The sequence below is a fragment of the Micromonospora cabrerizensis genome (assembly GCF_022230955.1).
In the GTDB taxonomy this organism is placed as follows: Bacteria; Actinomycetota; Actinomycetes; order Mycobacteriales; family Micromonosporaceae; genus Micromonospora; species Micromonospora cabrerizensis.
On the sequence record NZ_JAKKFI010000056.1, the window covers coordinates 25,466 to 47,581 of the forward strand.

The 22,116-nt window shown below is 71.4% G+C and carries 22 protein-coding genes and 1 tRNA gene; 10 read left to right on the forward strand and 13 right to left on the reverse strand.

Going from position 1 to position 22,116, the window contains the following annotated elements; translation table 11 throughout:
- Window positions 1-36: 36 nt before the first annotated feature.
- Entirely contained in the window at window positions 37-813 is a 777-nt protein-coding gene (locus tag LADH09A_RS11800) for a hypothetical protein (RefSeq protein WP_238644959.1), read from the forward strand.
- Between the two features lie 89 nt (window positions 814-902).
- On the opposite strand, the gene LADH09A_RS11805 is transcribed toward LADH09A_RS11800, so the two are convergent.
- Complete coding sequence (locus LADH09A_RS11805; protein ID WP_238644931.1) at window positions 903-2,732, reverse strand: DUF6311 domain-containing protein; 1,830 nt, start codon at window positions 2,730-2,732, stop codon at window positions 903-905.
- 214 nt (window positions 2,733-2,946) lie between these two features.
- On the opposite strand from LADH09A_RS11805, the gene LADH09A_RS11810 reads away from it, so the two are divergent.
- Window positions 2,947-3,657 (forward strand): class I SAM-dependent methyltransferase, encoded by a 711-nt coding sequence (locus LADH09A_RS11810; RefSeq protein ID WP_238644932.1) that lies wholly within the window; start codon window positions 2,947-2,949, stop codon window positions 3,655-3,657.
- A 62-nt stretch (window positions 3,658-3,719) separates the two neighbouring features.
- Here LADH09A_RS11810 and LADH09A_RS11815 read toward each other — a convergent pair whose 3' ends face one another.
- Complete coding sequence (locus tag LADH09A_RS11815; protein WP_238644933.1) at window positions 3,720-4,262, reverse strand: YbhB/YbcL family Raf kinase inhibitor-like protein; 543 nt, start codon at window positions 4,260-4,262, stop codon at window positions 3,720-3,722.
- A 143-nt stretch (window positions 4,263-4,405) separates the two neighbouring features.
- On the opposite strand from LADH09A_RS11815, the gene LADH09A_RS11820 reads away from it, so the two are divergent.
- Entirely contained in the window at window positions 4,406-4,561 is a 156-nt protein-coding gene (locus tag LADH09A_RS11820) for a hypothetical protein (protein ID WP_238644934.1), read from the forward strand.
- A 51-nt stretch (window positions 4,562-4,612) separates the two neighbouring features.
- Window positions 4,613-5,803 (forward strand): low temperature requirement protein A, encoded by a 1,191-nt coding sequence (locus LADH09A_RS11825; protein WP_238644935.1) that lies wholly within the window; start codon window positions 4,613-4,615, stop codon window positions 5,801-5,803.
- Between the two features lie 100 nt (window positions 5,804-5,903).
- Here LADH09A_RS11825 and LADH09A_RS11830 read toward each other — a convergent pair.
- Window positions 5,904-5,993 (reverse strand) — tRNA-Ser (locus LADH09A_RS11830).
- A gap of 163 nt (window positions 5,994-6,156) precedes the next feature.
- Here LADH09A_RS11830 and LADH09A_RS11835 point away from each other — a divergent pair.
- Complete coding sequence (locus LADH09A_RS11835) at window positions 6,157-7,155, forward strand: NAD(P)H-quinone oxidoreductase (protein WP_238644936.1); 999 nt, start codon at window positions 6,157-6,159, stop codon at window positions 7,153-7,155.
- Window positions 7,156-7,182: 27 nt separating this feature from the next.
- Here LADH09A_RS11835 and soxR read toward each other — a convergent pair whose 3' ends face one another.
- On the reverse strand, window positions 7,183-7,656 hold the full coding sequence (gene soxR / locus LADH09A_RS11840; protein WP_238644937.1) for a redox-sensitive transcriptional activator SoxR: 474 nt from the start codon (window positions 7,654-7,656) through the stop codon (window positions 7,183-7,185).
- Between the two features lie 47 nt (window positions 7,657-7,703).
- Between soxR and LADH09A_RS11845 the strand changes: the two genes are divergently transcribed.
- Together LADH09A_RS11845 and LADH09A_RS11850 are read left to right on the forward strand one after the other, a co-directional pair.
- Entirely contained in the window at window positions 7,704-8,399 is a 696-nt protein-coding gene (locus LADH09A_RS11845; RefSeq protein WP_238644938.1) for a thiamine pyrophosphate-binding protein, read from the forward strand.
- A gap of 5 nt (window positions 8,400-8,404) precedes the next feature.
- Window positions 8,405-9,298 carry a transketolase family protein gene (locus LADH09A_RS11850; RefSeq protein WP_238644960.1) on the forward strand — a complete coding sequence of 298 codons (894 nt, stop codon included), beginning with the start codon at window positions 8,405-8,407 and terminating at the stop codon, window positions 9,296-9,298.
- On the opposite strand, the gene LADH09A_RS11855 is transcribed toward LADH09A_RS11850, so the two are convergent.
- Window positions 9,284-9,991 carry a glycosyltransferase family 2 protein gene (locus tag LADH09A_RS11855; RefSeq protein ID WP_238644939.1) on the reverse strand — a complete coding sequence of 236 codons (708 nt, stop codon included), beginning with the start codon at window positions 9,989-9,991 and terminating at the stop codon, window positions 9,284-9,286. The genes LADH09A_RS11850 and LADH09A_RS11855 overlap by 15 nt on opposite strands.
- A 124-nt stretch (window positions 9,992-10,115) precedes the next feature.
- On the opposite strand from LADH09A_RS11855, the gene LADH09A_RS32075 reads away from it, so the two are divergent.
- Window positions 10,116-12,374, forward strand: coding sequence for a phospholipid carrier-dependent glycosyltransferase (locus LADH09A_RS32075; protein WP_372492259.1), 2,259 nt, complete (start codon window positions 10,116-10,118; stop codon window positions 12,372-12,374).
- Window positions 12,375-12,581: 207 nt separating this feature from the next.
- Window positions 12,582-14,183 (forward strand): ricin-type beta-trefoil lectin domain protein, encoded by a 1,602-nt coding sequence (locus tag LADH09A_RS11870; protein ID WP_238644940.1) that lies wholly within the window; start codon window positions 12,582-12,584, stop codon window positions 14,181-14,183.
- A 40-nt stretch (window positions 14,184-14,223) separates the two neighbouring features.
- On the opposite strand, the gene LADH09A_RS11875 is transcribed toward LADH09A_RS11870, so the two are convergent.
- The 6 genes from LADH09A_RS11875 to LADH09A_RS11900 form a co-directional block, all read right to left on the reverse strand.
- Complete coding sequence (locus tag LADH09A_RS11875; protein WP_238644941.1) at window positions 14,224-14,823, reverse strand: hypothetical protein; 600 nt, start codon at window positions 14,821-14,823, stop codon at window positions 14,224-14,226.
- Between the two features lie 56 nt (window positions 14,824-14,879).
- Window positions 14,880-16,346: a sensor histidine kinase gene (locus LADH09A_RS11880; RefSeq protein WP_238644942.1), complete on the reverse strand. Its 1,467-nt coding sequence runs from the start codon at window positions 16,344-16,346 to the stop codon at window positions 14,880-14,882.
- On the reverse strand, window positions 16,339-17,031 hold the full coding sequence (locus tag LADH09A_RS11885; protein ID WP_238644943.1) for a response regulator transcription factor: 693 nt from the start codon (window positions 17,029-17,031) through the stop codon (window positions 16,339-16,341). The genes LADH09A_RS11880 and LADH09A_RS11885 overlap by 8 nt, the downstream gene beginning before the upstream one ends.
- A gap of 84 nt (window positions 17,032-17,115) precedes the next feature.
- Window positions 17,116-17,628 carry a hypothetical protein gene (locus LADH09A_RS11890; protein WP_238644944.1) on the reverse strand — a complete coding sequence of 171 codons (513 nt, stop codon included), beginning with the start codon at window positions 17,626-17,628 and terminating at the stop codon, window positions 17,116-17,118.
- A gap of 111 nt (window positions 17,629-17,739) precedes the next feature.
- Window positions 17,740-18,753, reverse strand: a complete 1,014-nt coding sequence (locus tag LADH09A_RS11895) for a phosphotransferase (protein ID WP_238644945.1) — start codon at window positions 18,751-18,753, stop codon at window positions 17,740-17,742.
- Window positions 18,754-18,803: 50 nt separating this feature from the next.
- Window positions 18,804-19,976: a thiolase family protein gene (locus LADH09A_RS11900; protein WP_238644946.1), complete on the reverse strand. Its 1,173-nt coding sequence runs from the start codon at window positions 19,974-19,976 to the stop codon at window positions 18,804-18,806.
- 76 nt (window positions 19,977-20,052) lie between these two features.
- Here LADH09A_RS11900 and LADH09A_RS11905 point away from each other — a divergent pair, with 76 nt between their 5' ends.
- On the forward strand, window positions 20,053-20,517 hold the full coding sequence (locus LADH09A_RS11905; protein WP_238644947.1) for a PH domain-containing protein: 465 nt from the start codon (window positions 20,053-20,055) through the stop codon (window positions 20,515-20,517).
- 4 nt (window positions 20,518-20,521) lie between these two features.
- Here LADH09A_RS11905 and LADH09A_RS11910 read toward each other — a convergent pair whose 3' ends face one another.
- Together LADH09A_RS11910 and LADH09A_RS11915 are read right to left on the reverse strand one after the other, a co-directional pair.
- Window positions 20,522-21,433 (reverse strand): rhomboid family intramembrane serine protease, encoded by a 912-nt coding sequence (locus LADH09A_RS11910; RefSeq protein ID WP_238644948.1) that lies wholly within the window; start codon window positions 21,431-21,433, stop codon window positions 20,522-20,524.
- A 100-nt stretch (window positions 21,434-21,533) separates the two neighbouring features.
- Entirely contained in the window at window positions 21,534-22,064 is a 531-nt protein-coding gene (locus LADH09A_RS11915; RefSeq protein WP_238644949.1) for a peptidylprolyl isomerase, read from the reverse strand.
- Window positions 22,065-22,116 lie beyond the last annotated feature (52 nt).

Sequence of the window (22,116 nt, forward strand, 5' to 3'; positions counted from 1 at the left end):
GGTCACGCGGACGGGGGACCTCAGGTGACAGCGGTGCTGCCGAGGCGGGATGCCACCGCCACGCCACTCGCCCCCGTCACCGCGGCGCTCCGCGCCATGTTCGGCACCGATGATCTTCCCGGGCTCGCCCGGGGCCTGGTGGTCCAGGACGAACTCGGCTGGGCGCCCGCCACCACCCTGATCGACGGCAGCCGGCTGCCCGAGCTGCTGAACGGCGCAGCCATCCGCTGGGGTGGCACCCCGCACGCCTGCGCCGCGCTGGCCTGGAAGTCGTACAGCTACTGGACGGCGCTGCCGGTCGTGCTCGGCTGGGCCTCCGCCCGGCGGGTGCCGCTGCTCGACCCGACCGACGTGCTGATCCACTTCGAGGACCACCGGCAGTTGCTCACCATGGGCCTGCGCCGTGGCATCACCGTGGCGGTGCTGCCGAACGACCCACTGGCGCTCGCCGGCCTGCCGGAGGTGCGGGTCGTCGCCGACGAGGCGGAGCTGCTGGGCGCACTGCGTGCCTCCCTGCTCGACGCCCACCTGGCACCGCTCATCACGGCGATCCAGTCCGAGGTGCGGGTGGGCACCCGCACGCTGCTCGGCTCGGTCGCCTCCGGCATCGCGCACGGCATCCTGCGGGCCGCCGATAACCTGCCCGGCTCCACGGTGCAGAGCATCGACACCCTGCTCGGCGCACTCGACCTGGCCGACCTGATCGAGCTGGTGCCGGGGCCAACCGGCGAGCCGACTGTGCAGCGGCGCACCTGCTGCCTCGCCTTCACCCTGCCGCGACCGAAGGTCTGCCAGGGCTGCTGCGTCCGCTAGGGCGCCCAGGCTGCTGCGTCCGCTAAGGGCGCCCAGGCTGCTGCGTCCGCTAAGGGCGCCCGGGCTGCTGCGTCCGCTAGGCGGATGACTCAGTCGGTCAACGACCGGACGTCCCACACCCACATACCGCCGGTGAAGGCCGGCTGGATCCCGGTCAGCTCGGTCATGCCCCGACGCAGCGCCGCCTCATGCTCGTGCGGGCCCAGGATGACCACGCCGGCCCGCCAGAACCGCAGGTCGTCGACCGCCCGAACCCGGCCCTGCGGGGTGATCGGTGGCACCGCCCCGGTGCGCCGGATGGTGGAGAAGAAGCTGCTGGTGGGGCGCGGCGGAGCACCGAACAGCGCGACCTTCGGGGGGTCGGCGTTCGGGCGGGTGTCCGGACCCAGGAAGTAGCCACGAGCCAGTGGCATGTCCAGCCGGGTCTCGGCGGACCAGCGCAGCGGTTCCGCGTAGGTGGTGTCCGGCAACGGCAGCGTGACCACACTGCGCCCACCGGCCACGTAGGGACGCCACGCCCCACTGGTCACGAAGGTGGGCACCGGGTCCAGACGGGCCACCGGCAGCGGGGTGGGCACGATCGGCAACAGAGCCATCACCAGCACGGTGGCGGTGACGAAGCGGATCTGCCCACGGGCGGCCGGGTGCGAGCGGGCCAGCTCGCGGGCGCGTTGCGCACCGAAGGCCAGCAGCAGCCCGACGATCGGGGTGATCGCCAACGCCCACCGCGTCGGCACGACCGAGTGCAGGATGGGCAGGTTCTCCAGTGCCGCCCAGGGACCGGGCACCCCCGTACCCCGGTTGTCGAAGCGGACCTCGCGGCCCAACGAGAGCACCGCGAAGAGCAACCCCAGCCCGGCGAGCGCGAGCACCACGACCGAGCGGCGCATCCACCACACCAGGGCGATCACCAGCACCACCAGCGCCCAACCGAAGAAGCTGTTCTCCTCGGTCGGGTTCTTGGCCAGACCGGCGGCGGTACGCGGGCTGCCGGCGAGTGACTCCCGCGAGTACGCGACGAACGAGGCGAGGTCGCTGGAGTAGCCACGGATCAGTCGGGACAGCCCGGAGTACGCGCCCGGCCCGAAGAACTGCACGTACAGGGGGTACGCCAACAGCAGCCCGGCGAGCCCGGCGGCGACGGCAAGGCCGGCGAGGAAGGGTCGGATCCGCGATCGCAGCTCCGGGCGGCCCAGGGCGAGCACGCCGACGACCACGCCGAGCCCGATCGCGGTCATCAGCAGGATCTCCAGGTTGAGGAAGGCCTGCCAGACGATCACGAGCGCGAGGAGAACCCCGTTGCGCAGCCAACGGCCCGGTTCGCCGAGTCGCAGGGTGCGCCAGATGATCAGTGGGACGACGAACTGCGACACGATGTTCGGGTGCCCGTTGGCGTGCGACACCATGGCGGGCGCGAAGGCGCAGAAGCCGGCACCGAGCCAGGCGGGCCCCCGGGCGCCGATCAGGACCCGGGAGAGCAGGAAGTACCAGGCTGTGGCGGTGGCAATCATTCCGGCGGTGAGAAAGACCAGGAATGTCGCCCGGGGGCCCAACAGCAGAGTTATCGGCGCTAACGGCAATGAGACGGATAATACGGACGTATTAGCCATCAGATTGACGCCGTCCGGAACGTTCATTTGGTCGGAATGGAACGGATATGCAAAACGCGTGACGACTCGCGCACCGTGCGCCATCATCCATTCAAACTGCGACTGATCGGACTGGTTGTCCCGCACATCACTGCTCGGGTCCAACCAGAGCCGACCGGTGACCCAGAAGCCGAGCACCACGAAGCTCAGCACGGCGGCCAGATCGGCCCACTTCCCCCTGCGGGACGGCCGAGCATCACCTGCGGCCCCCTGCGCCGACGACGCGACGGCCGAACCGTCGCTGGGCACGTCCGATTCGGGAGTAGTCATGACAATTCATAGGGTAGTCAGGACATGGCGCTGCCGTGACATGTTTCGGGGTACTGCCGTACTATGTGCCGGGTTCGCCGACCCGCCGATCACGAACCCACCCCCCGACCACAATTCGGCCACCCCCGATGCCCCGATTCTTCTGCCGTCCCAGCGGATGATTCACTCTGTCGGTCCAGGCACGGGTCGAGTTCATATCGTGAGGAATCGACGCATGGCAGAAATCACTGGGGATCAGCGCGTGCAGTCCGAGGTGCTGGAAGGCCTGGCGACCGCTGTCAACCACCGTCGCTGGTTCATCGAACTTGCGGTGCCGTACCTCGGCGAGGACCCGATCGAGATCGGCAGCGGCCTCGGTGACTACGCCCTGGAATGGTCGCAGCGTCTGCCACGGTTCACCGCCACCGAGGCCGACCCGGACCGGCTGGTGCAGCTCAAGGAGCGCCTCGCCGCGCGGCCGAACATCGACGTCCGGCAGATGCTGCTGCCGCACGAGCACGGGGGCGACTACAGCGCCGCGGTCTCGTACAACGTGCTGGAGCACATCGAGGACCACGTGGGCGCGCTGCGCAGCATGCGCGACCTGGTCCGACCCGGCGGCGCCGTGATCATCATCGTGCCGGCGTTCCAGTTCGCGATGGGCCCGGCCGACATCGCCACCGGGCACGTCCGCCGCTACACCAAGAAGACGCTCCAGGCCGCGATGACCGAGGCCGGCCTGACCGTCGAGAAGATCCACTACGCCAACGCGCTGGGGCTGATCGGCTACTTCATGGCCACCAAGGTCTTCCGGCTGATGCCGAAGGAGGGCCCGATGGTCAAGGTGTACGACACCGTCGTCCTGCCCGCCACCAAGGCCGCCGAGCAACTCGTCCGCCCCCCGTTCGGGCAGTCCGTCTTCGCGGTGGCCCGCGTTCCGTCCTGACCCGCCACCCCCGCGATCTTGCACCGTGTTTCGCCACAAAGCGCAAGATCGCGGGGTACGGATCATTCCTTGATCTGGTACGTCGGGCGGATCACCGCTCGGGCCAGGGTGTGGAACGTGAGGTTGAAGCCGACGTAGGCGGGGGTGGCGTCCGGGGTCAGGTCCAGCCGGTCGACGTCCACGGCGTGCACCGCGAAGACGTACCGGTGCGGCCGGTCACCGGCCGGCGGGGCCGCCCCGCCGTAGCCCTGCTGGCCGTAGTCGTTGCGGACCGCGAACGCCCCGCCCAGGTCGGTGCCCGCCGCGCCACCCGCGCCGCTGGGCAACTGCGTGACGGTGACCGGCACGTTCACCAGCACCCAGTGCCAGAAGCCGCTGCCGGTCGGCGCGTCGGGGTCGTAACAGGTCACCGCGAAACTCTTCGTCTCGGCGGGGAAATCCGACCAGGTCAGCTGCGGCGAGACGTTGTCACCCCCGGTGCTGTCATGCGCGTGCCGGGCATCCATCGGCTCGCCGTTCTGCACGTCCTCACTCGTCAGCGTGAACGAGGGCAGCGTCGGCAGCAGCTCGTACGGGTCCGGGGCAATCGGTCGTTCCAGGGTCATCGGGACGCGTCCTTCCGGTGTGCGGAGATACCAGCCCCTTCTTACCCCGCCGCGGCCCCTCCGACGACCGGAAGCACGCGCTCACCCACTGTGGTTTGCCAGAGCTACGGTTGGGGTCGGGCAACGTTCCTCAGGGGGACACCGTGGCCGGCATCTGGCGGGACTTCGTGGCAGCCGTCTTCACCACGTTCCGTCGCCGGGACGAGCGGGCCATCGCCGAGGAACGCCGACGCGCGGTCGAGCGACTGGCCGAGGAGACGATCCGCCAGGCCCGACGGTCCACCGACCCGCCGGAGTGACCGGGACACCGGGTGCCGGACTGCCACCGGTCAACCGGTGAAGATGACCTGATGTGGAGGATCTTCCGGTCGCGTCCGGTGGCGACCGCGGAGACACATCGACCCACCCTGTTCGAGATCTTCTTCGATCTGGTGTTCGTCTTCGGGCTCATCCGGGTCACCACGTTCATGAGCGAGCGGCCGTCGCCGGTGGCGCTCGCACAGGGATTCCTCGTACTCCTGTTGCTGTGGATCTCCTGGGTGGTCTACTCCTGGTTGGGCAACCACGTCCGCACCGACGTCGGGCTGATCCGTTTCGGTGTGACGATCTCGATGGCGGCCGTCTTCCTCCTCGCGCTGGTCATCCCCGATGCCTGGGCGACCGGACCGGGTACGACGAGGCAACGGCTGATCCTGGTGCTGGCCTACGTCACGCTTCGGGTTATCGCCATCGCGCTCTTCCACTGGGCCGCGGCAGGCAACCGACAGTTGCGCAGGACCCTCCGTCTCTACGCCCTCTCGACCGCGCTGTCCTGGATCCCCTTCGTCCTCGGTGCCGTGTTCGGCGGCACCGCACAGCTCCTGCTCTGGGCGGCGGCCCTCACGATCGACATGGGCGGCGGGCTGGTGTCCTCGGTGCTGAGCGGGTGGCCGGTGCGCAGTCCCGGTCACTTCGCGGAGCGGCACAGCCTCGTGGTGATCATTGCGCTCGGTGAGTCCCTGATCTCGGTCGCCGCCGGCGTCGGGGTCCAGCGGATCCGCGGACCGATCCTGTTGGCCGCGATCCTCACGCTGGCCGTCACGGTGTGCCTGTACTGGCTGTACTCCTCCACCGCGATGGCCGCTGGCCAAGCCTTGACGATGGAGTCCGGGTTACGACGGGCCCACGTTGGCGCCAACGCCTACACCCTCGCCCACTTCCCGCTGCTCGCCGGGACCATCTACGTGGCGCTGGGCGTCGAGCAGGTCCTCGCCGGTCTGGCGCACGAGGAGTCCCACGGCATCTCGGACTGGATGCCGGCTGTCGCGCTGTTCGGCGGGACCGCCCTGTTCCTCGCGGGCCGGGCGACGTTCCTGAGCCTCAGCGTCCGCTGCGTACGACCGGGGCAGTTCGTCGCTCCCGTCGCGGCGCTGCTGTTGATTCCCGTCGGCCGCTATCTGCCCGGCCTGGCCGCTCTCGGCCTGATCACCGTGTTCCTCGTCGCGCTTCTCAGCTACGAGGCGTGGACCCGGCGCGGTGCCGGTGTCCCGACCGGCCCGTGATCCACTCGCCTTCGTGCAAGTCGCGGTGTCCCGGGCGTGCCAATACGCCGATTTCCTGAAAACCGAGTCGATCAACGTTCGCGCTCTCCCGGGAGCGCGCTGGCGGAGGGTGTGGGATTCGAACCCACGAAGACATCGCTGCCTTACCGGTTTTCAAGACCAGCGCCATCGGCCACTAGGCGAACCCTCCTGGGCCGCCACCCGCAGGCGTACGGCCACGCACAGTCTGCCACGGCTCCCGTCGGGCGGCCCGGCGTCCCTCCCCGAATACGCCGGCCAGGCGGTCTGGTGGGTCCACAGTGGGCTGGAGGGTGCGGCTGCGGTGCCCGGCGAGATCGGGTAAGACTGACTCCATGAAGGCGATCACCATCCCGCAGCCCGGTGGACCCGACGCGCTGGTCTGGGCCGAGGTGCCCGACCCGGAGCCGGGCCCGGACGAGGTGATCGTGGATGTGCGGGCCAGCGGGGTCAACCGCGCTGACCTGCTGCAACGGCAGGGGCACTATCCGCCGCCGCCGGGCGCGCCCGCGTACCCCGGGTTGGAATGCTCCGGGGTGATCACGGAGGTTGGCGCGGACGTCGCCGGGTGGGCGGTCGGGCAGCAGGTCTGTGCGCTGCTGGCCGGCGGCGGGTACGCCGAGCGGGTCGCGGTCCCCGCCGGCCAGTTGCTGCCGGTGCCGGCCTGCGACCCGGTCGACGCGGCGGCACTGCCCGAGGTGGCCTGCACGGTCTGGTCGAACCTGGTTCAGGTGGCGCGGCTCGGCGCGGGCGACACGCTGCTGGTGCACGGCGGGGGCAGCGGGATCGGCACCTTCGCCATCCAGCTCGGGGCGGCCCTCGGCGTGACCGTGCTGACCACCGCGCGGGAGGCCAAGCACGACCGGCTGCGCGAGCTGGGCGCGGCACACATCATCGACTACCGGGAGCAGGACTTCGTCGAGGAGGTCCGGAGGGTCACCGACGGGCGTGGCGTGGACGTGATCCTGGACATCATGGGGGCGTCCTACTTGGGGCGGAACGTCTCCGCGCTGGCCACCGGCGGTCGGCTCGTGGTGATCGGGATGCAGGGTGGGCGCAAGGCCGAGCTGGATCTCGGCGCGCTGGTGACCAAGCGGGCGAGCATCGCCGCGACGTCGCTACGGTCCCGACCGCTCGCGGAGAAGGCGGAGATCGTCCAGGGCGTACGGGACGAGGTGTGGCCTCTGGTTGAGGCGGGCCGGATCCGACCGGTCGTGGACCGGCGGCTGCCGATGACCGAGGCGGCGCAGGCGCACCGGCTGGTCGAGTCGAACGACCACTTCGGCAAGGTGCTGCTCACCCGCCCGCCGGGGGGCGGGTCCGCCATCAGCTGAGCAGGCCTGTCGGGTGAGCGCCGGCCGTCAGGCGGGCGAGCCCGCCGGTGTCGGGTCGTCCACCGGCCGGGGCAGCACCAGCCTGGCGCCCGGGCCCTCGCCGGCCAGCGTGTCCCCCGGGTTGTTGAGCGTGCAGCGCTGCAACGACAGGCAGCCGCAGCCGATGCAGCCGTCCAGGTCGTCGCGGAGCCTGGTGAGCAGCCGGATCCGCTCGTCCAGCCGGCTGCGCCAGCTCGCGGAGAGCCGCGCCCAGTCCTGTGGGCTGGGCGTACGGGCTTCGGGGAGCGAGTCGAGTGCCGCACGGATCTCGTCGAGGGAGACGCCGACCTGCTGGGAGATCCGGATGAAGGCCACCCGCCGCAACTCGGCGCGGGCGTACCGGCGCTGGTTGCCGCCGGTCCGATCGGCGCGGATCAGCCCGAGTCGCTCGTAGTAGCGCAGCGCCGACGGCGCCACGCCCGAGCGGACCGACAGCTCGCCGATCGTCAATAGATCCTGCATCACCAGGTCCTTGAGTTGAAGTCCACTTCAACTTACACAGTAGTGGCATGACAACCACAGTGACCACCGACAGCGGCCCCCGGCTTCCCGGGCTGATCCGACGACTGACCGGCGACGAGAAGCACGCGCCGAGCGCGCACTCGACCATCGACGTGATCCAGGTGCTCTACGACCGGGTGCTGCGGGTCACCCCCGACGCCGCCGACGACCCGGAACGCGACCGGTTCCTGCTCTCCAAGGGCCACGGACCGGCCGCCTACTACGCGGTGCTCGCCGCGCACGGCTTCATCCCGGAAGCCTGGCTCGACGACCTGGCCGGGCCGGCGAGCCGGCTCGGCCATCATCCGGACCGGGTGCTGGTCCCCGGAGTCGAGATCGGCTCCGGCTCGCTCGGGCACGGGCTCGGGCTGGCCGTCGGCACCGCCCTCGGGCTACGGGCCCAGGGGCTGCTCAAACCCCGGGTGTACGTGTTACTCGGCGACGCCGAACTGGACGAGGGATCCAACCACGAGGCGATCGCGTACGCCGGTGCCACCGCCCTGGCGAACCTCACCGCGATCGTGGTCGACAACTCGTCGGCCACCCACGGCTGGGCGGGCGGCATCGCCAGGCGATTCACCGTCAACGGCTGGACCGCCGACACCGTCGACGGCCGCGACCACACCGACCTGTACGTGGCGCTGACCGGGCACCGGCCGGGACGGCCGCACCTCGTCGTCGCTCACGTCGAGAACAAGGGATGACCGCCATGCGTGACGCCTTCATCGACACCACCACCGCGCTGCTCGACGACGACCCGCGCACCGCACTCGTACTGGCCGACATCTCGGCCGCCCAGTTCGCGCCGGCCGGCACCCGGCACCCGGACCGGGTGTTCAATGTCGGCATCCGGGAGCAACTGATGATCGGGGTGGCCGGAGGGCTCGCCCTGACCGGGCTACGCCCGATCGTGCACTCCTACGCGACGTTCCTGGTGGACCGGACGTACGAGCAGATCAAGCTGGACCTGGACCACCAGGGCGTGGGCGCTGTCCTGGTCAGCATCGGGGCGTCGTACGACGGCTCGGCTGAGGGCCGGACCCACCAGTCGCCCGGCGACGTGGCGCTCTTCGACTCGTTGGGCCACGGCTGGACGGTGCGGGTGCCCGGCCACCCCGACGAGGTCGCGCCGCTGCTGCGTGGGGCGGCGACCACCGACGATCCGGTCTACCTGCGGCTGAGCGAGCAACGCAACGCCCGGGCGTACCCGGACGCCGACCGGTTGCGGGTGATCCGGCAGGGCGGGACGAACGCGCCGCTCGTGCTGACTGTCGGGCCGATGCTCGATCCCACCCTGGCGGCGACCGAGGGGATGGACGTGACGGTCGCGTACACCCACACTCCCCGGCCGTTCGACACGTCCGGTCTGCGGGCACTCGCCGCGACCGAGGTGGTGCTGGTCGAGCCGTACCTGTCGGGAACGTCGAGCGCGGTCGTCAGCCGGGCCATGGCGGAGGTGCCGCATCGGCTGCTCGCCCTCGGGGTGGATCAGACCGACCTGCGCCGATACGGGGATCCAGCCGACCACGCCCGGTGGCACGGCCTGGACGCCGACGGCCTGCGACGGTCGATCAGCGCGTTTCTGGGGTCAGCGCGCGGGTGACGCGGTGGAACGGCGGCGGGCGCGTTCGCGGCCGAGGATCCAGATCGCCTCGACGCCGTCCTTCCAGGTGATCTTCTTGCCCTCTTCCCGGCCACGAGCCCGGTAGCTGATCGGCACCTCGTACGGGCGGATCCGGCGACGCAGCAGCTTGCCGGTCACCTCGGCCTCCATGCCGAAGCCGCGCGAGCGCACGTCGAGTGACCGGTAGAGCGCCACCGGCATCAGCTTGAAGCAGGTCTCCAGGTCGCCGATGTACGAGTTGAACAGCACGTTCGCCGCCATCGTGACGCCCTTGTTGCCCATCACGTACCAGAAGCTGTAGGCGCTGTGGCTGCCGAAGGTGCGATTGCCGTAGACCACCTCGGCCCGCCCGTCGAGCACCGGGTCGAGCAGCTTGGGGATGTCCTGCGGGTCGTACTCCAGGTCGGCGTCGAGGATGACCATGTAGTCACCCTCCGCGCTGTCGACCGCCGTCTTGATGGCGGCACCCTTACCGGCGTTGCGCTGGTGGGTGATGACGCGCAGGCGGGCGTCGTCGGCGCGACCGAGGACCTCGCCGGTGCCGTCCCGGCTGCCGTCGTCGACGACGACCAACTCGATCTCGCAGGGATAGTCAACCGCCAACGCCTGCTTGAGGGCATCCGCGATGCGTTCTTCCTCGTTGTAGACCGGCATGAGGATCGAGAGCTTCACGGGAATCTCCACGGTGGCGACAACACGTCGGGCACAGCCTAGCTTGGCTGGTTGACCTTCGACGTGCCGCCACCATCAGGCCGTCGGCGTGGCGGGCCCAGACGGATGGTGTTTACTACCGGCCATGTCGGCTGCCGGCTCTCTGCTCGTGGCGGTTCCCGCCGCGGGGGCGCTCCTGCTCACCGTCGCGATGAGGCCGCGCGAGGTCGGAGCGGTCGCGCCGCTACGGCTCGCCGTGGTGCGCGCCGTTCTACTCACCGGCGTGTATGCGGTGCTCGTCGTCGAGGTCCTCGGTGCCTTACACGCGCTGACCCGGCCGGCCTTCGCCGCCGCGTGGCTGGTCTTCCTGGCCGCAGCCGCGACAGCAGCCGGTCTGCGGCAGCGACGGGCGACGCGTTCCGCGCCGACGCTCACCGCCGCACCGCGACCGGTGCCGGTCGGTGCCGTGGTGTCCGGCGGCAGCGCCGACCCGCCCGCCGCCGCCGAGCACGACGTGACCGGACCCGACCTCGCGCCGACCCGCGCACTCCGGGCACCGTCGGGCCTGCTGGCCGTGGCGGTCGACGCCTGGCGTACGGCGGGACGCGGCGAGCGGCTGCTCGTCGGCGCGATCGGCGGGCTGGTGCTGCTGGAGTTACTGGTCGCGCTGCTGGCCGAGCCCAACAACTTCGACTCACAGACCTATCACCTGCCGAAGGTCGAGCACTGGGTGGCCCAGGGTGACCTGGACTTCTGGCCCACCGCCATCCACCGGCAGGTGACGATCCCGCCCGGAGCCGAGTACCTGTTGCTGCACCTGCGCCTCCTCACCGGCGGGGACCACCTGCACAACCTGGTCCAGTGGGCGGCCGGGGTGGTCTGCCTCCTGGTGGCCGCACGGATCACCGCGCAGCTCGGCGGCAGCCGGCGGGCGCAGTTGCTGACCGCGTTCGTGTTGGCGACCACGCCGATGGTGGTGCTCCAGGCGACCAGCACGCAGACCGACCTGGTCTGTGCGGCGTGGGTGACCTGCGCGGCGACCCTGGTGCTCGACGGGCTGCGTCGGCGGACCGGCTGGGGAACGGTGCTCGGGTTGGGGGCGGCCACCGGTCTGACCGCGGTGACCAAGACCAGCGGTCTGATCGCGGTCGGTCCGCTGCTGCTGCTCTGGGGGCTGGCCCAACTCCGGCTGACCCTGGCCGCGAACGCGGCGCGGCAGACCCCGGCCGCGAACGCGGCGACAGACCATCCGACGGCGGCCGGCGCGGCATCACCCGGCCCGACGGCGGCCGGCGGGGTTCGGCGACCTCGGCCGGCTGGCGGTCTGGCCCGCACGGTCGGCGCCTCGGTGTTGATCCTGCTGGTCGCGGCAGTGGTCGTCGGCCCGTTCCTGGCCCGGGTGACCGCCGAGTTCGGGCACCCGCTGGGGCCACCCCGACTGCGCGAGTCGATCCCGATGGAACGGCACGACCCGCCGTCGGTCCTGGTCAACGCTCTGCGGATCGGGCACACCGCGTTCGACACACCGCTGGCACCCCTGCGCCGCGCCGGAGCCGAGGCGATCATCGACGGCGCGGGCGCCATCGGGGTCGACCCGCAGGACCGCGCGATCACCTTCGGTCGGGAGATCTTTCCCGAGCCGGCCTGGTATCCGGACGAGGACCGGGTGGCGTTCCCCCTCACCGGTGCGCTGGTGCTGATCGGTGCGGTCGTCGCGCTCGCCCGTCCGCGGCGGATCGACCCCGAACAGACCGGGCCGCTGCGGGCGTACGCGGTGGTGGTGTTGGCGGCCGTCCTGTTGCACACCTCGATGATCAAGTGGCAGCCGTGGGGCAACCGGTTGATCCTCTACGCCGTGGTGCTGGCGGTGCCGCTGGCCGGGCTCTGGCTCGACTCGCTCTTCCGCCGTCGACGCGTCAACCCGGCCCGCTCGGGTGCCCGGCGGTCGGTGGCCACGCTGGCGGCGGTCACCGTGCTGGCCACGTCGGCGCTGGCCGGGGTGCTCGCGCTGTCGTACGGCTTTCCGCGACGGCTGGTCGGCGCCGGCTCGGTCTTCACGACCTCGGACTGGGACACCCGGTTCCTGCGACGTCCGCAGTGGGCCGACGAGTTCCGCTGGGCCGCCACGGCGGTCCGCGACAGCGGTGCCCGACGGATCGGGCTGGTGCAGCAGAACGACAACTGGGAGTACCCGTGGTGGCTGCTGTTGCGGCAGCCGGACGGGGGTTCACCGGACCTGGTGGCGTTGCAGTCGGTGCTGCCGGAGCGACCGCCGGCCGACCCCGCCTCGGTCGACGCGATCGTCTGCACCGGCAGTCGGCCGGCCTGCACGAAGCTGGTCCCGGCCGGCTGGCGGCTGGAGTTCCAGGGCTACGTCGGCTACGCCCTGCCGCCGGCTCGCTGACCCGCGGGTCCGCTTCGGCGCGTCCGGCCACCACGCCGCCGACCCCGCGGGTCAGCTTCGGCGCGTCCAGGGCGCCCGGATAGTCCGATCCGAGCGGTTCGGCAGCCGGCGCGCAAGGATCCGAAGCGCATTCACATCTATTGATCCGCACGTTACCGTCTGGTAACTCAGTCGACGTCCCGCGACTGAGCCGAAAGGAGTGCGTCGATGCCTGCAATCCCCGCCAGGCCCGAACGCGCGACCCGACGACGAGCCATCACCGTCGCCGTAGCCGTCGCCGCTCTCGTCCTACCGATGCTCGCCGGACCGGCCACCCCCGCCACCGCCGCCGACCGTCCGACCGTCCAACCACTCCCCGCCAACCTCGAGGCCATCCGGGCCGCCGAGGCCACCGCCCTCTACGGCAGCCCGCAGATCCGCCCGATCGACCAACGCCGCACCGCGCTGGTCACCATGGGCGACAGCGAGATCTCCGGCGAGGGGGTCGGCAACTACGTCCCCGGCACCCACCAGGACGGCAACTGGTGCGACCGCTCGTACGACCAGGCGGTGTTCCGCACCGGCATCACGTCGGACGCGCAGTACAACATCGCCTGCTCAGGTGCCACCCCGTGGAACCTCATCGCCGGCGGCCCGACCCAGCACAACGAACTCAACCAGGGTGACTACCTGGGCATCAAGGCACGCAACACACACGTGAAGCTGATCTGGGTGGTGGTCGGCGCCAACGGTGACGGGACCATCCAGTTCGGCCCGGTCGCCACCGACTGCGCCATCCGGCGGGTCCTCTTCCAGGGGCCCTGCTACCCCACCTACACCGACCAGTGGACGATCCGCACGGACGGCAGCCGGCAGGCGGTCGAGTCGGCGCTCACCGACATCCGGCAGACCATGACCAACGCCGGCTACCTCGGGTCGGACTACGAACTGGTGCTGATGTCGTACCCGAGCCCCGGCAGCCCGGACGTGGAGGACAACCCGAACTTCCCGGGCTGGTACTCCGGCGGCTGTCTGCTCTACCTGGCCGACGCCGCGTTCGCCCGGAACAAGGCGGTGCCGCTGTTCGAGTCGGCGCTGCGCTCGGCCGCCGCGAACACCGGCACCCGCTACCTGGACGCCAGCCGGCTCTTCCACGGGCACGAGGTGTGCACCGACAACACCTCGGTCCGTGGCCTCTTCATCGAGGTCGGCATCTGGAACGAGAACGCCGCCCGTCAGTCGTTCCACCCCAATGCCCGTGGGCACGGCATGTTCGCCCAGTGCATCACCCAGTTCTGGAACTCCGGTCAGCAGCGGGCCAGTTGCGTCGACCCGGCCAGCACCGGCGGCGGCGTGCTCTACCCGGGCCTGCTGGAGTTCAAGCAACTGCGCAACCTGGCCACCGGCACCTGCGTCGACGGCAAGGGGTACGACTCCCGCAACGGCACCGTGCAGCAGCCGCACTCCTGTCACGGTGGGCGTAACCAGGGCTTCTGGTACGACCAGAACCGGCGGTCGCTGCACTCGGAGCTGTCCCACGACCGTTGCCTCGACGTCGCCAACAGCTCGATGACCTCCGGCACGGCGGTCAACATCTACGACTGCAACGGCAGCGCCGCCCAGCAGTTCGTCTTCGTCGGCAACCAGATCAAGCCGGCGGCGGCGAGCAACCTCTGCGTGGCGTTCGACAGCCCGTGGCTGGGCACACCCCGGTTGCGGTTGACCGGCTGCTCCAGCAACACCCGGCAGCAGTGGTCGTTCGAGGCCCGTACCGCCGCCAACCCGGTCGGCTACGGTCACGACGACTTCATCGGCTCCCGCGTCTACTGACGGGAGGAGGGGCCCCTGAGTCGATCAGGGGCCCCTTCGCTCACTTCGTGCGGGGGATGAGGACGAGTCGCGCCACGCCCTTGTCGCCGTCCTTCGCGCCGGCGACGCCGAGCGTCGCGCCGACCTTGACCTCGCTCGGCTGCACGGTGGCGCGCCGCTCGACGACCCGCAGGTCGTCACCGAAGGTCCAGGTCATGGTGAAGCCGTCGGTGGACTTGACGGTCATCGAGTCGCCGTCGATCGCGGTCACCTCGCCGCGTTGCACGGCGACGGTCTGCGTACCGCCGTCCTTCGTCTTCACCACCGCCTCACCGTGCAGGGTGTTCTTGCGCAACAGCACCCGGGCCTGGCGGCGCTTGCGCCACTCCTCGCCGCGCTTCTCCCGGGCCTTCTCCTTGGCGGTGGGGGAGGCACCCGGCGTCGGGGTGGCCGGCGCGGCGACGGTCTGCACGTCCAGGTCGTCGGCGTCGAAGCCCATCGCGGTCAGCGCCTGACCCTCCACGCCCATCGCGGCCGCGACCTCGACGGCGGCCTCCCGGGCGGGTTGACCGGCCACCTCGGCCGCGCCGCAGCCGCTGACGCCCAGCGTGACCGCCGCGAGCAGTGCCGTGGTGCCGGTGGCGAATCCCCAACGTGGCATGACGTTCCCTCTCGTCCGTGGAGCCCTCAGCATCTCCGCCGACGACGAGCGGAGCGTCAGGCCGATGTTCGAGCCAGGTAAGGATCGCCGGGCAGCCGGACCGTGAAGGCGGCACCGCCCTCCGGCGCGTGCCCGGCGGCGATCTCCCCGCCCAGCCGGCGGACCAGGCCGGCGGCCAGCGCCAACCCCAGCCCACTGCCCACCTTGCGCACGCCCCGGTAACGCTGGTGCAGGGCACCGCGTTCGAACGCCACCGCCAGGTCGTCGTCGGTGAAGCCGGGCCCGCCGTCGCGGACCTCCAGCTCACCGCCGGAGGCCGGGCCCGCGCCCGAGGGCCGGACCGCGAGCACCACCGGCGACCCCGGGGGTACGACCCGTAGCGCGTTCTCCAGCAACCCGTCCAGCACCTGCCGGATCCTCCCCGGATCGGTGTACGCGGGCACCGGCTGACCTGGCGTCTCCAACCGGAACGGCACGCCCACCGCCGCGCACCGGCCGGACCAGGTCGGCTCCGCGTCCACGGCCAGCTGGGTCAGGTCCACCGGCACCGGTTCGAGCGGGAAGTCGGCGGCCTCCAGGCGGGCCAGCGCCAGCAGATCCCCGATCAGCCGGTCCAGGTGCTGGGCCTCGGCCAGCATGGTCCGACCGGTGTCGACGGTGTCGTCCGCGCCGAGCACCCCGTCGGCGAGCGCCTCGGCGTACCCCCGGATCGCGGTCAGCGGGGTGCGCAGCTCGTGCGAGACGGACAGCAGGAACTCCCGCTGCCGCCCCTCACTGGTGGCCAGCGCGCCGGCCAGCCCGTTCAACGCCTCGGCCAGGTCGGCGACCTCGTCCGGTGACTCGACCGGCACCCGGACGGCGCGGTCGCCGGCGCGTAGCCGGGCGGCGGCGGTGGCCGCGACGCGAATCGGCCGGGCCAGCCGGCGGGCCAGCAGCAACCCGGCCACCACACCGGCGGCCAACCCGGCCAGCAGTGGCAGCCAGAGGCTCAGCAGCACCTGGGCCCACAGCCCGTTCGCCGAGGGGCGGGAGAGCACCACCCCGTTGCCGTTGGGTAGCGCCCGGCCCTCGACCAGGGCACGTTCGCCGTTGACGACGCGCCGGACCGACACGTTGCGCCCCTGCCCGATCCGCTGCACCACCCGAGGTGGCAGGCCCGGCCGGTCGACCGCTCCGCGCCGGATCAGGTACGCGTCGATGTCCTGGTTGCGCAGTTGCTGGATGAGCCGCTCCTCGTCGGCGGTGCGCCCCCGGTCCAGGCGGGTGCGCAGCACCTCGGCGGCGAGCCGGGCCTGTGCGGCGAGCGCCTCCTGGTCGCGCCGCTCCGCGCCGCGGATCGCCAACGGCACCGCCACGATCGCGGTGACCAGCACCGACACCAGTGCCACCGCGCAGGTGACGAGGACCGCGCGGGCGGTGAGCGTACGGCCGAGGCGGCCACGTCGAGGTGCGGCGGGTGGGGAGGTGCCGACCACCGGCAGGGCCATGGTCGGTGACCCGGCGCGCCCGGAGTGGTCAGGCATCGACCGCGTACCCGACGCCACGGTGGGTCCGGATCACGCTGGCCGGGCCGAGCTTCGCCCGTACCTGCGCGACGTGCACGTCGACGGTGCGGGTGCCGGCGTGTGCCGCGTACCCCCAGACCCCGGCCAGCAGCTCCTCCCGGGTGAAGACCCGGCCGGGCCGAGCCATCAGATGGGCCAGCAGGTCGAACTCGGTGGAGGTGAGCTGCACCGGCGCGCCCGCGGCGGTGACCGTTCGGCGGGCCGGGTCGAGCGTCACCGGGCCGACGACGCGCTGCCGGTCCGCGCCCTCCGGGCCACCGGCGGAGCGGCGCAGCACCGCGCGCACCCGGGCGACCAGCTCCCGGGGGCTGAACGGCTTGGTCACGTAGTCGTCGGCGCCCAACTCCAGGCCGACGATCCGGTCGACCTCGTCGTCGCGGGCGGTGAGGAAGATGACCGGGGTCCAGTCACCGGCCTCGCGCAGCCGGCGGCAGATCTCGGTGCCGGGCAGGCCCGGCAGCGCGATGTCCAGGACGCAGGCCACCGGGCGGATCCGACGCGCGGCGCTCAGGCCAGCCGCGCCGTCCCGTTCCAGGTGGACGCCGAAGCCGTCCCGGGTGAGGTAGAGCCGGACCAGGTCGGCGATGGCCGGCTCGTCCTCGACCACGAGGACGAGCCCGCGGTGCGGCGGTTCGACGGTCACCGGCCCATGATTGCCGACCGGTGGGCCGGGCGCGATCGGTGCGTGTTCGAGTTCGGTAAAGGCGACGCACGGCCCGGTGGGGCGTCAGCTCACCACGGCAGGGCGGAACGTGCTGGGCCGCGTGGCGGCCGGCGCGTCACCGATGGTGGCGAGGATGCGCTCACGGGGCACCCGCAGGCGGGTCCGGAACGCGTGGTTGAGCAGCGCGTCGAGCTGCCAGACCTGCTTCGGGTGACTGGTACGGATCAGGAACCGCTCGCGGATCCCGTCGATCGCGGTGGCCGCCATCTCCACCGACTGGAGTCGCGGGTCCGGGCTCCAGGTGACGTTGCTCAGCTCGCGCAACTCGGTGTTGAGATGCAGGCGCAGACGGTGCAGTAGTCGGGTCTGCTGGGTCACCACCAGTCGACGGTGGGTGAGCAGCAGCAGGTAGTCGCCGGTGACCGGGCGGTCGGGGCGGCTGCAACGGGTGACCAGGATGGTGGCGTCACCGGAGCCGACACAGCGCCGGAAGACCGGCATGTGCCGGCTCACGGTCTGCACGGCCAGGCCAGCCTCAGCGGCGGCCGGAAGGAACGTTCGGGAGAAGACGTCCATGACCTGCCCAACGACGTCTTCGACGGGGTGACGTGGGTCACGCGGGTTTTTTGGAAGTTCCACGGCGCCGGTCGCACTGCCTGTCCGACTTCCGACTTGGACGGATCGTGGTCAGGAGTCCGGTTGGAGGGGATTGGCGGCGAAAAGCTCCTCCAGCCAACCGGGGACCGCGTCGGCGTACTCGGCGCGGGACTCGTCGGCGGTGTCCAGGGCTCGCCGCCAGGACAGCGACCGGCTCACCGGCCCCAGGCCGATCGCGAGGTCGGCGGCCTCGACAAGGGTTCGGCGGTCGTACCGGTCGGTCCACGCCTCCAGGTAGGCGTCGCGCAGCCGCGCCAGCCCGGTGTCGTCGGCCGCCAGCTTCTTCGCGTGCCGGATCGAGCGCAGGGTCACCAGCAGCGTGCCGAACGGGTGCGCCACCGAGGCATCGCCCCAGTCGAAGTAGCGGTAGCCGTCCGTGCCCGCGAAGACGTTGCCGTCGTGCAGGTCGTCGTGCTGCACCGTGGCCGGGATGCCGATGTCCGCGAGCCGACGGCACCGCTCGGCGTACGACGGCAGCTCCGCCCGCAGCCGCTCGTGCAGGTCGGGGCTGAGCCCGCCCTCGACACCGATCAGCAGCGACTCGTGATCGGCGAGAAGCTCGGCGAGAAGCTCGGCCAATGCCTCGGGGCGGTGGTCCGGCACGCCCCGGGCGACCAGCTCGTCGGCGCACGGCGCGGTGGCCAGTTGGAGCGCCGCGTACCCGGGCAGCGCCCGCTCCCAGTGCGTCAGATCGGGGTCGCGCGCCAGCACGTCGCGCAACGACTCACCGCCGTCGGGCAGCAGCGACCAGCCCTGCTCCGCGTCCACCGCGATCGGTGTCAGCACCCGATGCGGTGTCAGCTCGGCGAGCGTCGCGATCAGGGTGGCCTCGTGCACCGTGCCGGGATTGTTGGCCTTGAACCAGACCGGGCCGTCGTCGGTGGGCACCCGCCAGACCAGCGACCACGGGCGCACCCGAGGCTCCACCAGCCCGGTCACCCGACGGCCGGTCCGGCTCAGGCGCGCGTCCACCCAGGACCGGGCCCGCACCTGCCACTGCTCGCTGGACCAGTCGGGGGCACGCTCACCGGCGATCGTCGTCACGCTGGGCACCTTAGGCGGCCCTTCCGGCTGAGGCGAGACGTTTTCCGGTGTCAGACCAGCTCGACGATGGTGGCGTTGGCCATGCCGCCGCCCTCGCACATGGTCTGCAGGCCGTAGCGGATCCCGTTGTCCCGCATGTGCTGGAGCATGGTCGTCATGATCCGGGCACCGGAGCCGCCGAGCGGGTGACCGAGGGCGATCGCCCCACCGCGCGGGTTGAGCCGCTCCGGGTCCGCCTCGGTCTCGGCCAGCCAGGCTAGCGGCACCGGGGCGAACGCCTCGTTCACCTCGTACACCCCGATCTCCTCGATGCCCAGCCCCGCGCGGCGCAGCGCCTTCGCGGTGGCCGGGATGGGGGCGGTGAGCATGGTGACCGGGTCGTCGGCGGCGACCACGGCGGTGTGGATCCGGGCGAGCGGCCGAAGGCCGTGCCGGCTGGCCCACTCGGAGGTCGTCACCGCGAGGGCCCCGGCGCCGTCGGAGATCTGGGACGCGGACCCGGCGGTCACCACGCCGTCGGCACGGAACGGCGTGGCCAGCTCACCGAGCTTGGCCAACGTCGTGTCCCGGCGGATGCCCTCGTCGGCGGCGAACTTCCCACCATCGGCGAGCGGCACCGGCGCCAGCTCCGGGTCGAACGCGCCAGCGTCCTGTGCGGCGGCTGCCTTCTCGTGGCTGGCCAGCGCGAACTCGTCGAGCTGGGTACGCGAGAGGCGCCACCGCTGGGCGATCAGCTCGGCACCGACGCCCTGGTTGAACGGCAGGGGCGCGTCGTCGGCGAAGCCCTCGACGCCCCGGTAACGGTCCCGGAGTTGGTCGCTGAACGGCATGCCGCCGGCCACACTGGAGCCCATCGGCACCCGGGTCATCGACTCCACCCCACCGGCCACCACCAGGTCTGCCTGGCCGGAGAGCACCGTCGCGGCGGCGAAGTGCAGTGCCTGCTGGCTGGAGCCGCACTGCCGGTCCAGCGTCGTGCCGGGCACCGTCTCGGGCCAGCCGGCGGCGAGCACGCCGTTGCGGGCGATGTTCCACGACTGCTCGCCGACCTGGGAGACGCAACCCCAGAAGACGTCGTCGACCTGCGCCGGGTCGAGCCCGGTGCGCTCGGCGAGGGCGCGCAGCACGTGCGCCGAGAGATCGACCGGGTGGACGCCGGCGAGGCTGCCCTTGCGCCGCCCGACGGGGGTACGTACCGCGCCGACGATGACCGCGTCACTCATGTTTACTCCCCGGTAACTTGGGCTGCCCCGATCCTACGTCGTCCCGCGACCGACCGTCCGGCCCCACTCTTACGAGATGCCGGAATCCGACGACCGCTGGCATGCTGGGCGGGTGGATGAGATCACCGCGGCCCGACAGTGGCGAGTGCCGTCGAGTCTGCCAGCGGCGAAACTGGCCGGCGCCGTCCTGCTCGTCGCGCTCGGGCTGCTCTTCGCCGACGGCGACCCGGTCCGCCTGGTGGTGGCCGTCCTGGCCGCCGTCACGGTGGCCGGCTGGGCGGTACGCGACCTGGTCGTGCCGGTCCGGTTGGCCGTGGACCCCGCGGGGCTCACCGTCATCCACGGGTTCGCGGGCCGACGACTGCTGCCCTGGTCGGCGGTCGAGGCGATCACCGTCGACCGTCGGCCACGTTTGGGGCTGACCAGCGAGACCCTGGAGATCGACGCGGGCAACTCGCTGCACCTGTTCGGCCGGTACGACCTCGGGGCCACCCCGGAAGAGGTGGCCGCCGCACTGCGCGCCGCCCGCCCGACCCCGTGATCTGTCAGCCGAGCAGTTGGGCGGTCCGGAAGAGCACGAGCGCGAGCAGAACCACCAGGATGATGGCGCCGCCGGCGACCTGCACCAACGTGCGCCGACCCCGCGGCGCGTACGCGAGCACCAACGCCATCAGCGCGCCGACGACCAGCCCGCCCAGGTGCCCGGGGATCGAGATGCCCGGCACCGCCAGCGTGAACACCAGGTTGATCACCAGGATCGGGATGATGCGGGAGATGTCCCGACCCAGTTTGCGCTCGATGATGATCAGCGCGGCGAAGAGCCCGAACACGGCGGTCGACGCACCGACGGTGGCGGCCCTCGGGCTGCTGAACAGATAGGCGGCCACGTTGCCGCCCAGGCCGGCGATCAGGTAGAGCGCGGCGAACCGCACCCGCCCGAGGTTGGCCTCCAGCGACCGACCGAGCACCCACAACGCCCACATGTTGAGCAGCAGGTGCAGCACGCCGTAGTGCAGGAACATCGCGGTGACCAGCCGGTACCACTGGCCCTCGGCGATCCCACCGAGCGTGTAGTCGGAGAGGTACGCCCGGCCGAGCACCGCACCCCACTCGGTCAGCGGCGTGCCGCCACCCATGAGGCCACCGAAGCCGGAGCCCCCCATCGCCGCGTCCCCACCCCGCGCCGAGGCGATGGAGAGCAGCAGGAGCAGCGCGTTCACCGCGATCAGGGTCTTGGTGACGTAGCCGTGCCGGCCGGCGGTACCGCCACCGAAGGCGGTACGCACCGGCCGGACACTCCGACGTCCCTCGTTGACGCACTCCGGGCACTGGTGCCCGACCGACGCATCCCGCATACAGTCCGGACAGATCGGCCGGTCGCAGCGGGTGCACCGGACATAGGTCTCCCGGCCGGGGTGCCGGTAGCAGACCGGGGTGGTCGGCGGAGACTCGCTCACCGGGCCGACCATCCGTCCACCACCGCGCTGACCACCGGCGCCGGCCGGTGCGGTGCTCCGGAGCGCTCAATCATGCGAGCAAAGGTACCTCGCCGGTCGGTCAGGAAGCAGACCGCTCGATCTCGACCCGCTCGATGACGACGTCCTGGAGCGGACGGTCGCTCGGGCCGGTCGGGGTGCTGGCGATCGAATCGACGACCTTCACCGACTGCTCGTCGGCGACCTGCCCGAAGATGGTGTGCCGGTTGTTGAGGTGCGGCGTCGGCGACACGGTGATGAAGAACTGCGAACCGTTGGTGCCCGGTCCGGCGTTCGCCATCGCCAGCAGGTACGGCCGGTCGAAGCGCAGCTCCGGGTGGAACTCGTCCGCGAACTTGTAGCCCGGGCCACCCCGACCGGTGCCGGTCGGGTCGCCCATCTGGACCATGAATCCGCTGATCACCCGGTGCGAGATGGTGCCGTCGTAGTACGGCCCGTTGCCCGGCTGACCGGTGCGCGGGTCGGTGTACTCCCGGTTGCCCTCGGCCAGATCGACGAAGTTGCGGACCGTCTTCGGAGCGTGGTTCGGGAAGAGCTCCAGCCGGATCGGGCCAGCGTTGGTGTGCAGGGTGGCGTAGACAGCCTCGGCCACGGGTACTCCTCACTCGTTGGTCAGTTCCATGCGGATCCTCCCATGTGCCCGA

What these genes read in the sequence shown, in the direction of transcription:
- LADH09A_RS11805 (WP_238644931.1), bottom strand. Translation starts at nt 2,732, where the DNA reads ATGACTACTCCCGAATCGGACGTGCCCAGCGACGGTTCGGCCGTCGCG.
- LADH09A_RS11810 (WP_238644932.1), top strand. Translation starts at nt 2,947, where the DNA reads ATGGCAGAAATCACTGGGGATCAGCGCGTGCAGTCCGAGGTGCTGGAA.
- LADH09A_RS11815 (WP_238644933.1), bottom strand. Translation starts at nt 4,262, where the DNA reads ATGACCCTGGAACGACCGATTGCCCCGGACCCGTACGAGCTGCTGCCG.
- LADH09A_RS11825 (WP_238644935.1), top strand. Translation starts at nt 4,613, where the DNA reads ATGTGGAGGATCTTCCGGTCGCGTCCGGTGGCGACCGCGGAGACACAT.
- LADH09A_RS11835 (WP_238644936.1), top strand. Translation starts at nt 6,157, where the DNA reads ATGAAGGCGATCACCATCCCGCAGCCCGGTGGACCCGACGCGCTGGTC.
- soxR (WP_238644937.1), bottom strand. Translation starts at nt 7,656, where the DNA reads ATGCAGGATCTATTGACGATCGGCGAGCTGTCGGTCCGCTCGGGCGTG.
- LADH09A_RS11845 (WP_238644938.1), top strand. Translation starts at nt 7,704, where the DNA reads ATGACAACCACAGTGACCACCGACAGCGGCCCCCGGCTTCCCGGGCTG.
- LADH09A_RS11850 (WP_238644960.1), top strand. Translation starts at nt 8,405, where the DNA reads ATGCGTGACGCCTTCATCGACACCACCACCGCGCTGCTCGACGACGAC.
- LADH09A_RS32075 (WP_372492259.1), top strand. Translation starts at nt 10,116, where the DNA reads ATGTCGGCTGCCGGCTCTCTGCTCGTGGCGGTTCCCGCCGCGGGGGCG.
- LADH09A_RS11870 (WP_238644940.1), top strand. Translation starts at nt 12,582, where the DNA reads ATGCCTGCAATCCCCGCCAGGCCCGAACGCGCGACCCGACGACGAGCC.
- LADH09A_RS11875 (WP_238644941.1), bottom strand. Translation starts at nt 14,823, where the DNA reads ATGCCACGTTGGGGATTCGCCACCGGCACCACGGCACTGCTCGCGGCG.
- LADH09A_RS11880 (WP_238644942.1), bottom strand. Translation starts at nt 16,346, where the DNA reads ATGCCTGACCACTCCGGGCGCGCCGGGTCACCGACCATGGCCCTGCCG.
- LADH09A_RS11890 (WP_238644944.1), bottom strand. Translation starts at nt 17,628, where the DNA reads ATGGACGTCTTCTCCCGAACGTTCCTTCCGGCCGCCGCTGAGGCTGGC.
- LADH09A_RS11900 (WP_238644946.1), bottom strand. Translation starts at nt 19,976, where the DNA reads ATGAGTGACGCGGTCATCGTCGGCGCGGTACGTACCCCCGTCGGGCGG.
- LADH09A_RS11905 (WP_238644947.1), top strand. Translation starts at nt 20,053, where the DNA reads ATGCCGGAATCCGACGACCGCTGGCATGCTGGGCGGGTGGATGAGATC.